The sequence below is a fragment of the Sphingobacterium sp. ML3W genome (genome assembly GCF_029542085.1).
GTDB lineage: Bacteria > Bacteroidota > Bacteroidia > Sphingobacteriales > Sphingobacteriaceae > Sphingobacterium.
Map to the genome: position 1 here is coordinate 3252765 of NZ_CP107036.1, position 11856 is coordinate 3264620.

At 43.0% G+C, this 11856-nt stretch carries 9 protein-coding genes; 4 read left to right on the forward strand and 5 right to left on the reverse strand.

Annotation, left to right across the window (positions count from 1 at the left end; genetic code table 11):
- Position 1: 1 nt before the first annotated feature.
- Entirely contained in the window at positions 2-571 is a 570-nt protein-coding gene (locus tag OGI71_RS13810; RefSeq protein ID WP_282256084.1) for a Crp/Fnr family transcriptional regulator, read from the reverse strand.
- Between the two features lie 121 nt (positions 572-692).
- Positions 693-2096: a dihydrolipoyl dehydrogenase gene (gene lpdA, locus OGI71_RS13815; RefSeq protein WP_282256085.1), complete on the reverse strand. Its 1404-nt coding sequence runs from the start codon at positions 2094-2096 to the stop codon at positions 693-695.
- A gap of 358 nt (positions 2097-2454) precedes the next feature.
- On the opposite strand from lpdA, the gene OGI71_RS13820 reads away from it, so the two are divergent.
- Positions 2455-2925 carry an OsmC family protein gene (locus OGI71_RS13820; RefSeq protein ID WP_282256086.1) on the forward strand — a complete coding sequence of 157 codons (471 nt, stop codon included), beginning with the start codon at positions 2455-2457 and terminating at the stop codon, positions 2923-2925.
- Between the two features lie 2 nt (positions 2926-2927).
- Here the strand turns inward: OGI71_RS13820 and OGI71_RS13825 are convergent, their stop codons facing one another.
- Together OGI71_RS13825 and OGI71_RS13830 are read right to left on the reverse strand one after the other, a co-directional pair.
- Positions 2928-3623 (reverse strand): response regulator transcription factor, encoded by a 696-nt coding sequence (locus OGI71_RS13825; protein ID WP_282256087.1) that lies wholly within the window; start codon positions 3621-3623, stop codon positions 2928-2930.
- A gap of 2 nt (positions 3624-3625) precedes the next feature.
- A complete protein-coding gene (locus OGI71_RS13830; RefSeq protein ID WP_282256088.1) occupies positions 3626-4636 on the reverse strand; it encodes a histidine kinase in 1011 nt (336 codons plus the stop codon).
- Between the two features lie 171 nt (positions 4637-4807).
- Here OGI71_RS13830 and OGI71_RS13835 point away from each other — a divergent pair, with 171 nt between their 5' ends.
- From OGI71_RS13835 to OGI71_RS13845, 3 genes are read left to right on the forward strand one after another with little or no spacing between them, the layout of a single operon-like run.
- On the forward strand, positions 4808-6196 hold the full coding sequence (locus tag OGI71_RS13835; RefSeq protein WP_282256090.1) for a TolC family protein: 1389 nt from the start codon (positions 4808-4810) through the stop codon (positions 6194-6196).
- 10 nt (positions 6197-6206) lie between these two features.
- A complete protein-coding gene (locus OGI71_RS13840; protein WP_282256091.1) occupies positions 6207-9497 on the forward strand; it encodes an efflux RND transporter permease subunit in 3291 nt (1096 codons plus the stop codon).
- Positions 9494-10591: an efflux RND transporter periplasmic adaptor subunit gene (locus tag OGI71_RS13845; protein ID WP_282256092.1), complete on the forward strand. Its 1098-nt coding sequence runs from the start codon at positions 9494-9496 to the stop codon at positions 10589-10591. Before OGI71_RS13840 ends, OGI71_RS13845 begins: the two co-directional genes overlap by 4 nt.
- Before the next feature lie 147 nt (positions 10592-10738).
- Here the strand turns inward: OGI71_RS13845 and OGI71_RS13850 are convergent, their stop codons facing one another.
- Positions 10739-11776, reverse strand: coding sequence for a linear amide C-N hydrolase (locus OGI71_RS13850; RefSeq protein WP_282256095.1), 1038 nt, complete (start codon positions 11774-11776; stop codon positions 10739-10741).
- Between the last annotated feature and the right edge of the window lie 80 nt (positions 11777-11856).

Below are 11856 nucleotides of genomic sequence, written 5' to 3' on the forward strand. Positions count from 1 at the left end.
CTTACTGATTCAGCATCTTACTCAAAAATTCTGGGGTCACGCCAATATAGGCGGCCACTTGCTTTTGCGGAAGACAGGCTATTAAGCTAGGATAGCGTGTGCAAAATCGTTCATAACGCTCCTTTGCAGTCAAACGCAGATTTTCCATGGCACGGCTCTGGTAATATACCAGGGCGTTTTCTGCCAACACCCTGAAATAGATATTCAATTTTGGGATCTCCGTATACAATCTATTGAGATCTGTTTTTGCGATCATTGCAATTTCAGAATCAAATACAGCATCAACGGCAAGATATCCCGGTTTACCCGTGACTAGACTATACATATCTCCTATCCACCAACCTTCGGGTGCAAACTGCTGAATATATTGATACCCATTTTCATCTACACAATAACTGCGCAGACAACCCGAAACGACAAATAGCGCATAACGGCTCACATCCCCTTCCAACAACAAAAACTGTTTTTTCTTGACCTTTTTTAATTTGACAAAGGAAAAGAAAAGATCCATTTCCTCCATCGTAAGATCAATCTGTTTCAGGATGCTTTCCGCTAATATATGTTGATCCATGCGACAATACGAATTGATATTTAACAAATATAGTTTATCCCAAACCCCGAACCAAAGTTTCTATCAATTGTTTATTGTTTGCAGAAAGTCACCTACATGACCTTCTGCAAGTCAAATACAGTTAGATATTGATCGATGGTCGTCCTGATGCTATGACATGTGCTTCCTTCATTACTTCGGAATACGTCGGATGGGCATAAGAAATCCTGGCCATACTGTCTGCCGTAATTTCATATTCCAGCCCTACGACTGCCTGCGCAATAAGATCTGCAGCCCTTGCTCCCAGCACATGTACACCCAGCAGTTCACCGTAGACCGGATCCGCCAAAACTTTCACAAAGCCCTGAGTGTCCATTCCCGCACGTGCACGGGCATTGGCAGAAAATGGAAAGCTCCCAACAGTATATTTCATTCCCTTCGCGTTGAGTTCCTCTTCGCTGAAACCTACAGATGCGACTTCAGGCCAGGTATATACAACAGCAGGTATTCGATCATAATGTATATACGGTTTTTGCCCATTGATCTGTTCAACAACAAATATTGCCTCCTCCTCCGCTTTATGGGCCAACATCGCCCCACCGATCACATCTCCGATCGCATAAATATTGGAGGCAGCGGTCTCCAACTGATTATTCACCACAATTGTTCCCCTAGCATCCAATTGAACATCCGTATTTTCCAGCCCCAATCCTTCGGTATAAGCTTTGCGACCTACAGCCACCAACACATAGTCTGCCGTTATTTCCCGCTCCTGCCCAGAACGAGTTTTGAACGAGACCTGCGCGCTATCGCCCAAATTTTCTGCTTTATAAACAGCCTGTTGAAGCATTATGCTGATCCCTTCCTTTGATAGGATTCTTTTGAGCCCATCCCCTAGTTCATGATCCATATTTGCCAGGAGATGATCCGCATATTCGATGATCGTAACTTCAACGCCCAATCTATTGAATATAGAGGCCATTTCCACGCCAATCACACCACCACCAATTATAACCATGTTTTTTGGCTGCGTCTTTAGGGATAAAGCCTCTGTTGAAGTGATGATTCTTTCCTTATCAATCACTACCCCAGGAATAGTAGCCGGTTTCGACCCTGTGGCGATAATGATCTTATTGCCCTGAATAAGCTCAGTAACGTTGTCTTTCTTTACAATGCTCAATGTCGAATTATCCACAAAAGACGCTGCACCCTGCATCACCGTTATCTTATTTTTCCGCATAAGAAAGTTGAGTCCCTGCGTATTTTGCATAACCACTTGGTCTTTACGCGCATACAGCCGTCCAAAGTCTACTGACAAACCATCGACCGTAATTCCATGTGCCGCAAAATGATGCATAGCATCGTGATAATGGTGGGTGCTGTCCAAAATAGCCTTTGTCGGAATACAACCAACATTGGTACATGTTCCACCTAATGTATTGTATTTTTCAACCAATACCGTTTTATACCCCAATTGGGCAGCACGAATCGCCGCAACATATCCGCCGGGTCCAGAGCCAATAATGACTAGATCATATTGTTCCATATCTCAAATTATTTTTATACTTAATTCCTATTTATCACGCTAATACCTGCCTTTTTGAGCTACCTACATTCGACACTAAATAATAATACCATTCGGTATATAAATTATCAAAAAAATCCTATAAAAGTTTAATTAAAAAAATTAAAAAATTTTAAATCGAATAACATGATGCAAATATATACAATAAAATACCATTAAGTATATTTTATTATTAGCAAAAAAAAGAAAAGCATGATCACTACATAAGCAGATTGGCAACTCCGATACCTCTCCATAGACAATTGGAATTTATGGCACGAAATGTCTCTAATATTTTATAACTTCACAAGGAATAAGCAATAAAAACATCATTTTGTCGATGAAAGAACATCAATATAAAGCGACTGCCGAATGGACAGGCAATTTAGGAAGTGGTACAGATCATTATAAAAACTATGAACGAAGTCACCAGATCAGCATAAAGGACAAAGTGATTATCCAGGGCTCTTCTGATCCGGCATTTCGCGGGGATCCCAACAAGCACAATCCCGAAGATCTCTTACTTGCGTCCCTATCCTCCTGCCACATGCTATGGTATCTTCATTTCTGTTCGGTCAACAATATTATCGTGGAATCGTATATTGACCATGCCACAGGGACAATGATGGAAGAGGAAAGTGGCAAGGGCTTTTTTAAAGAGGTCATACTTAGCCCCTCAATCCGTGTACAGCGACCAGAAATGATCGCCAAAGCGATAGCCCTCCACAAAAAAGCCAATGAATATTGTTTTATTGCAAATTCAATGAATTTTCCGGTGCTCCATCAACCCCATGTAAGTGCTGAAGCATGATTTTACCTGTTCCCTAAGCGTTCTTGTAGTTCTCTTCTGAAAGTGATCCCAACAGGCAGACTCATATCATTGATCTGCACCATGCCATGTTCATATTTGCTAACCTTGTTGATGGAGGCAATATACGATTTATGGATGCGGACAAATTTGGAAGCAGGCACCTGCGTTAAGATCTGCTGGGTTGTACTGGCAGTAAGATAAGTCTGTGCCGGTGTCACAATTTTTACATAATTACCAAAACTCTGGATAAAATCGATTTGAGAAAGCTTCACCTCAATCAACCGCCCATCCATACGGATACTAATTGTTTTTGGCTCCTCCTCCTGTGGGATTGTACTCTGGTTAAAAGACAGAAAGCGCTGTACAGCTTTAATAAAACGAGGAAAAGATATGGGTTTCAACAAATAGTCCACCACCCCATAGTCGTAGCTTTCCAATGCGTACTCTGAATAGGCTGTTGTCAAGATCGTTTTGGGTGGATTGTCCAACATTTTCAAGAATTCCATTCCAGTAATTTCGGGCATATCAATATCCAGAAAGATCAGGTCAACCCGATTATTGCGCAGATATTCCAGTGCTTCAAAGGCATTATAGCACTGCGCCACCAATTTCAGATCAGCGCTTCTTTCTATATAATTTACCAATACATAATGTGCAGCTGGTTCGTCGTCAACCACAATACAGCGATTTTTCTCCATGGCTAAAGATTTATAACTAAAGACACCTCAAACTCCTCTTTACTTGCATTTGTATTTAATTGATAGCGGTTGGGATAGAGCAATTTTAATCGCGCTATCGTATTTTCCAAACCTATTTTTGCCGAAAAAACATTCCGTTTTTTCACGGGAACTGAATTTCGTACATGCAAATATAAGTTCCCTTTTTCAATCCTGATCGAAATTGCTACGTAACAATCTTCTATACTACAGGTGCCATGTTTAAAAGCATTCTCTACAAATGTGATCAATAGCATCGGCGCAATCTGGTACTTGACACCCTCTTCCCGTTGATAATCAAAGTCAATCTTGGTTCGATAGCCCAGACGTTCGCGTTCCAATTCGATATAACTCGAAATAAAGTCAATCTCATCATCCATTGAAACAAATTCTTTGTCGCTACTTTCCATCTGATAACGTAGCAATTGTGACACCTTGATAATCAATTCAGAGGTACGTTCCGGAAATTTAAGGCTGATACCATAAATGGTGTTTAAGGTATTAAACAAAAAATGGGGGTTCAGCTGTTTTTTCAAATTAGACAATTGTGTCTGATTGGAGAGCAGTTCCCGTCGCGTTTTCAATCGCTGAAAACGATAGAATTCAATAAATTGGATACTGCCCAAAATACAGATCAACGAGCCCAATAATACGCCGACCTGATAATGAAATGTTTTCTGAGCGATACTTTTATACAAAAAACAGTTCTTATAAATAAAGTTTTCCGTTATTTCTTTTAGCACCAAAGCAAACACCAGTAATATTGCTATCGACGATAAAGCATACAATGTGGCTTTATTCTTTTTAAGCAGAAGAGGCAGCAGAAAAAAACGGTTCACCTGCGCATGGATATATAAGATCAAAAAATAGATCACCCCCATCAAGAAGCCTTTCCAACTCAAAATCAGAATCCAGTCATTCAGCGTAAAGAGGATAAACGAGAAAACCAGCAACATGGTTTCCTGTATGATCTTATTTTCCAGAACCTTTCTCATACTCCCTTATTTTGTTAAAAATCTGTTACAAAGTAAAAGTATTAAGTTTATAACCACCGAAAAATAAATGACGAATTACATTGGTCACTTTTAAACGCCATAGATCATTTTAAACGGACTATACAACAACGTTCAGCACTATCTTCGCTTCCATAAAATGATATATAACCTATGCTGAAATTGAATTTAGTGTTGTCATTGGCTGTATCACTTGCGACCTCAACCTCATTTGCACAAAAGCTTACCATCCGTGATGCCGTAGACCAAGGTCTTGCAAATTATGGAATTATTAAGGCAAAGGCGTATTATGTCCAGTCAGCACTACAGACCAACGAACAGGTAAAACGCGACTTCTGGCCTAATTTGACCGTTGCAGCGCAACAAGATTATGGAACCATCAATGGACAGAATGGTCCACTGTATGGATTTGGCGGACTCGGTGTTGCTTCTTCGGGTGCGGCACTTCCGGAGCAAAATTGGAATTCCGCTTTTGGAGCGCTTTATCTTGCCAACATCAATTGGGATATCTACACCTTTGGTCGCAGGAAAGAGCGCATCGAATTGAGTAAAGCGGACAGTAGACGATTGGAAATTGATCTCCAACAAGAACAATTTCAACATAAGATCAAGATTGCCGCAGTCTATCTGAATCTTCTGGCGAGCCAGCGTCTTCAAAAAAATCAACAGAAGAACCTTGACCGCGCTCTGGTATTCTTTAACATCGCGGCCACCAAAGCCAAGAACGGGATTTTGCCCGGTGTCGATTCAACCTTGGCCTCGGCAGAAGTATCCCGCGCGAAGATCAGTTTGAATCAGGCCGGAGAAAATGTGAAGGAGCAAAACAACAAATTAACGGTACTGATGGGGATCAACGCAACAGACCTTCAGATTGACACTGCGCTGGTAACAAAAACACCCACCCAGCTACTGACGACCGACCCGACACTGGTGGACAATAATCCCGTGCTTCAATATTACAAAAGCCGGATTGAAGTTGGTGAACAACAGCTGCGACTGTCAAACAAGGAATATCTGCCCACCTTATCGGCCTTCGGTGTTTTCCAGGCAAGAGGTTCTGGCTTCAAAAGCGATTACACAACAGACCTCCATGCCTTTACAAGAAACTACTGGGATGGTATCCGTCCCAACCGACAAAACTATCTTTTGGGCTTGGGGATCAATTGGAATTTAACCACGATCGCCCGAATCAACAAAAAAATCAGCGCACAACGGCATACCAACGATGCTTTACGGGAGGAATATCAAACCACCGCAGCAGAGTTTGTTGCACAGTTGGATGCCGCCGACGTTAAGATCAGATTAGCACAACAGAGCGATATCGAAGCCCCCCGACAAGTATCAGCGGCCCAACAGGCCTACAATCAAAAGATGGCTATGTACAAAAACGGTCTAGCGACACTTGTGGATGTCACCCAAACCCTATATACACTTAATAGAGCCGAAACAGATCGCGAAATCGTCCATATCAACCTGTGGCAATCACTTTTGCTGAAAGCCGCAGCAGCTGGAGATTTCGATATTTTCAACAAAGAACTATAAATAACACCGCATGAATTTAATACGTTTTGCCTTACGTAAGCCGATATCCATTCTTGTACTGGTCATGGGACTTATTGTATTTGGAATAGGCGCAGTACGCACCATCAAGGTAGACATTTTACCCAAAATGAACCTTCCTGTTATTTATATTGCGCACCCCTTTGGAGGTTATTCTCCAGATCAGATGGAGTCTTATTTTGCTAAAAACTACGTCAATATCCTGCTTTTTGCCAACGGGGTCAAATCCATTGAGACCAAAAACATCCAGGGGCTGACCTTAATGAAGATCTCATACTACGAAGACACCAACATGGCTCAGGCTGCAGCCGAATTGAGTGCATTGGCTAATCGTATCCAGGCCTCCTTTCCTCCGGGATCACAACCGCCCTTTATTATCCGGTTTGACGCGTCTTCACTCCCTGTAGGGCAGCTTGTACTCAGCAGTGATAAACGTTCCAACAACGAACTACAGGATCTAGCCAATGTCTATGTACGGGCTTCTTTTACCTCCATACCGGGATTACTTTCCCCGCCACCATTTGGAGGTAGTCCGCGTACAATCGAAGTCAATGTTGATCCCGATTTGATGCGCAGTCACAACATGACCCCTGATCAGGTCGTCGAAGCGTTAAAACTCAACAATCAAACCGCACCTGCCGGAAATGTCCGTATAAAAGATAAAAACTATATTACCCCCACCAACAACACCATTCGCGATGTGAAGGATTTTGAGAAAATCCCGCTTTTTAAAGGCGGAGTACAAAATCTGTATCTGGGTGATATAGCTACTGTAAAAGATGGTGCCGATGTCACGGCAGGTTATGCACTCGTCAATGGTAAACGATCGGTCTACGTCAGCATTGCCAAAGCCGGTGATGCCTCCACTTGGGAAGTCGTACAAAATCTGAAGGCCGCACTTCCAAAAATACAGAATACCCTTCCCGAGGATGTCAAACTATCCTATGAGTTTGACCAATCCGTCTATGTCATCAACTCCGTCAAAAGTTTGATTACCGAAGGCGCTATCGGAGCAATACTCACCGGTCTGATGGTCTTATTATTTTTGGGCGACCGTAGAGCAGCTTTAATCGTTATTTTAACAATCCCAATCTCTGTTATTTCGGGCGTGCTCTTCCTGAAACTATTTGGACAGACGATCAATCTAATGTCACTGAGTGGATTGGCACTAGCAATCGGCATCCTCGTTGACGAGAGTACAGTCACGATAGAGAATATACACCAACACCTGGATATGGGCAAACCCAAAGCATTGGCAATCTGGGATGCCTGTAAGGAAATTGCCCTACCAAAACTGTTGATTTTATTGTGTATCCTTGCCGTATTTGCGCCTGCATTTACGATGACAGGTATTCCGGGATCCCTATTCTTACCCTTGGCCCTGTCCATTGGATTCTCCATGATTATCTCCTTCCTGCTGTCACAAACTTTTGTACCGATCATGGCCAACTGGCTTATGAAAGATCATCACAAAACCGGTCCACATAAAATAAATCCAAAAGGACTGAATGCAGATGAAATAAAATTTGCCGAAACGGGTCTATCCGTTGAATCCGAACAAGATACCCTGAATCAAAAGAAACTTCTTGTTGAACGGGAAGATTTTAACAACGATGGCAAGATCAGCCTATTTGAACGCTTTAGAAATCAGTTTATGAAAATGATCGACAGATTGTTCAAGCAGAAGAAAATAATCACCGTCGTCTATCTAGGTGGTGCCATAAGCCTTGTACTCGTTTTGCTCAATACGATTGGACAGGACGTATTTCCAAAGGTCAATTCGAGCCAATTTCAGATGCGTCTGCGTGCGGTTGAAGGGACCCGTATCGAACGTACCGAAGAGAAAGCCAAACGCGCGTTGGCCGAACTTGAAAAACTCGTTGGAAAAGAACATATAGGGATCTCCTCCGTGTACATTGGCCAGCACCCCGGGCAGTTCTCTGTATCACCGATCTATCTATTTATGGCTGGGCCTCATGAGGCAGTTTTTCAAATAGCCCTTAAAGATTACGAGCACGATATGGACAGCTTCCGCGATGAATACAGAAAGCGACTCAAGGCCGCTCTTCCAGATGTGCAAGTTTCCTTTGAACCCATCGAACTCACTGATAAAGTCTTGAGCCAAGGTTCACCAACACCGATCGAGGTGCGAATTGCCGGCAAGAACAAAAAAAATAATGAGAAATATGCAGGCAAATTAATCGAAGAACTGAAAGCTATTCCCTATTTCAGGGATGTGCAGCTAGCGCAATCCATCAAATACCCGTCCTATGACATCAATATTGACCGGGTACGTGCCGCTCAGCTAGGTATTGACCTTGCAGAAGTGACCCGATCATTGATCGCAGCAACATCGTCCTCCCGTTATACTGAGAAAAATACCTGGATTGATGAAAAAGCGGGGCTATCCTACAATGTGCAAGTACAGGTTCCCATTGATAAAATGAAAGACGAGAAAGAGATTGGAGAAATTCCATTGTTAAAAAATTCGTCAAGGCCAATACTGAGCGATATTGCAACCATTACGCCATCTTATACTTATGGCGAGAACGACAACCTAGGTGCCATGCCCTACATTTCTGTCACCGCCAATATCGACCATACGGATCTGAAAACAGCCTCCAATGATGTACAACGTAGTATTAAAGCTTTGGGCGAACTTCCACGCGGTCTTTCGGTGGAGCAAATCGGGTTGGGAAAAGTATTAAATGAAACCATGGATAGCCTACAGGCAGGTCTGGCGGTAGCAATTATTGTGATATTTCTGATGCTTTCGGCCAACTTTCAGTCGTTCAAAGTATCCTTGGTTGTTCTCACCACCGTACCAGCAGTTGTCCTTGGATCCTTACTGATGCTCTTAATGACCGGTTCAACACTCAACATGCAATCCTATATGGGTATTATTATGTCTGTGGGTGTATCCATCGCCAATGCGGTACTATTGATCACCAATGCAGAGCATATTCGCAAGCACAATCAAAATGCATTGGCAGCAGCACGTGAAGCAGCTTCCCTGCGTCTACGTCCAATTATTATGACCAGTTTGGCCATGATTGTCGGGATGTTACCAATGGCCATTGGTCATGGTGAAGGTGGTGAACAAGTATCACCATTGGGACGTGCCGTTATCGGAGGCTTACTCTTCTCCACTTTTGCCGTACTGGTGATTTTACCGTTGATATTTGCTTGGGCACAAGAGAAAAGTAGCACCCAATCGATCTCCTTAGATCCAGAAGACGAAGAAAGTAAACATTATATCGCAGCATTAAAACCTTTATCATGAAACACAATCTCCTAAAAATATTATCCGCAGTAGGCCTACTCGCCTACTTAACCGGATGTCAGTCCGCAGCTGAGGAAAACAGCAAAAAAGTGGCAGCGGTAACGGCAAGTCCAGTAATGGAAACATTTGCGCCGTCTAAACAGAAACTAACAAACAAAATGCAGATACCCGGCGAGATCAGTGGATTTCAACAGGTAGAAATTTATGCCAAAGTGAGCAGCTATGTACGGGCATTAAAAGTTGACATTGGCAGTCGGGTTCAGGCCGGACAGCTGTTAGCTGTACTTGAGGCACCAGAATTGAGTTCACAATTGTCGGCTGCAAAATCAAGATTAAAGTCGCAGGAAGCGATTTACATGGCCACTAAAAGTACCTACGATAGACTATTCGAAACCAGTAAAGTTGAGGGTACCGTAGCACGTCTGGATCTCGAAGTCGCTGAAGCAAAAAAGAATGCTGATTTCGCTCAATTTCAGGCAGCAAAATCAGCCTATGCGGAGGTACAGAACCTACTGAACTACCTCGAAATACGCGCACCATTTGATGGCGTTATCGCTACACGTAATGTCAATCAGGGGGCGTATGTCGGACCAGCGGGCAGAGGTTCGGAGATGCCTATCATGACCATCCAGCAACAGAGCAAGCTCCGCTTGGCTGTTGCCGTACCCGAACAATACGCAGGCTTCCTGGCAGCAGATCAACCGCTGCAGTTTACCGTAAAGTCATTGCCGGGTCAACAGTTTTCAGGTAAGATCGCACGCAAATCCGGGGCGCTGGATAGCAGATTCAGATCTGAAAGAGTTGAAATCGACATTACCAATACCAACAACAAACTCATCCCGGGTATGGTTGCTGAGGTCGAGCTGCCCCTGACTTCTCAGGATAGCACCTTTGTTGTCCCCAAAACAGCAGTCTTTACCTCAGGTGAGGGAAGTTTTGTCATCGCCGTTGTAGACAATAAAACAAGTCGTGTTCCGGTACAAAAAGGACGTAGCATTGATGGACAGGTAGAAATATTTGGCAATCTTAATCCTACCATGCGGCTTGTGAGTAAAGCCGATGAAGAGATCGCGGATGGCACCACTGTTAAATAAAAGCAAGGCAGCTGTCCTAAAAATAAAAAGCGAAGCCCATGAGAACTGACCATTGAAAAGAGGCTCTGGGGAATACAAATGAATTAAAAGCCAATGGGGTGTCCAAAAATATCGGACACCCCATTGGCTTTTATTATTTTTAAACGACTATATACCCATAAATTTAAAGGCGTTGGCAGATTTAAATAGTCCATTTGAGATGCCATTAATTGCTACGCTCTGTTTTAAATCCAGTTTCATTGCAGGGGAGCCCTTTTTCAAATCAAATTTAGTAAGATCCACCCATAAAGTTCCCGGAGTCAACACATTCTCAAAATAATAAACTTTATTCTTTTGATCCGCGACTGACCGCCATCGGGTAGAGGAAATATTAGGTTCAGTTTCCGAGCTGATACCAAATGGGACAGAGCAATTACGAATGACACTAAATACACTCGCGACAGCGGTTCGTGTATCCTCCGTTTGTGGTATGGCATTGATATAATACGAAGCACGCACAAAACGATCTGCAGCCCGATTGGTGCCCGGAAGCATAATTGTCCCCGGGATTCCCTGCCAGTATCTGTTTAAAGCCAGCTGTTCCTCAAATACGGGTGAATTTGTCATCACCGTATATGCTGCATTATGGTGAATAACCAATTTTCCATTGATATATTCAAAGATGGCATTGTCACCCGTTGCATCCGAAAGGGATAAGTGTACGGTTGTAAACTTTTCGGTTCCCGGAATATAGTCACTCACAATTACAAAAGGCTCGTCCTGCAACACCTTCACGGCCTCAGCCACCGTCGCAAAATTGTCAAGTACATATTGTGCCCAAGCTGAGATCGCTACGCCTTTTTTTGTTCCCGTGGGATCAAATTTAGGGTAAGTAGACTCAACCAGCCAAAGTACATTAGCGACCAGTCCCTTTTCATTCAGTCCATCCACGGTCGCAATATCCCATGCGCTAGCAATCACACTTCCATATTGTGATGTCCAGGTCAGCGACTGCGGCCCCACTTCACCACTTCTTTGCATACCTCGCGGAAATACCCAAATATTCGCAGCAATATCATCCTTCCAGTCCATGCTACGTGCTGTAATAACCGTTTGACCGGGTCCCTTATAGACCACCCTGGTGCAGGCATTCGTCTCTCCATGCAGGAGGAACACAATTAAAATAATTGAAAAAAGATACTTCATAAAATAGTTGTTTGATATATTTAACAAATACTTAATGATTTTGTTTAAACAAAACTATTAATCAAAAAAACACCATTAAA

Excerpts from the sequence above, each read along its gene's own strand:
- OGI71_RS13835 (WP_282256090.1), top strand. The coding sequence starts at position 4,808 with ATGCTGAAATTGAATTTAGTGTTGTCATTGGCTGTATCACTTGCGACC.
- OGI71_RS13825 (WP_282256087.1), bottom strand. The coding sequence starts at position 3,623 with ATGGAGAAAAATCGCTGTATTGTGGTTGACGACGAACCAGCTGCACAT.
- OGI71_RS13830 (WP_282256088.1), bottom strand. The coding sequence starts at position 4,636 with ATGAGAAAGGTTCTGGAAAATAAGATCATACAGGAAACCATGTTGCTG.
- lpdA (WP_282256085.1), bottom strand. The coding sequence starts at position 2,096 with ATGGAACAATATGATCTAGTCATTATTGGCTCTGGACCCGGCGGATAT.
- OGI71_RS13845 (WP_282256092.1), top strand. The coding sequence starts at position 9,494 with ATGAAACACAATCTCCTAAAAATATTATCCGCAGTAGGCCTACTCGCC.
- OGI71_RS13820 (WP_282256086.1), top strand. The coding sequence starts at position 2,455 with ATGAAAGAACATCAATATAAAGCGACTGCCGAATGGACAGGCAATTTA.
- OGI71_RS13840 (WP_282256091.1), top strand. The coding sequence starts at position 6,207 with ATGAATTTAATACGTTTTGCCTTACGTAAGCCGATATCCATTCTTGTA.
- OGI71_RS13810 (WP_282256084.1), bottom strand. The coding sequence starts at position 571 with ATGGATCAACATATATTAGCGGAAAGCATCCTGAAACAGATTGATCTT.
- OGI71_RS13850 (WP_282256095.1), bottom strand. The coding sequence starts at position 11,776 with ATGAAGTATCTTTTTTCAATTATTTTAATTGTGTTCCTCCTGCATGGA.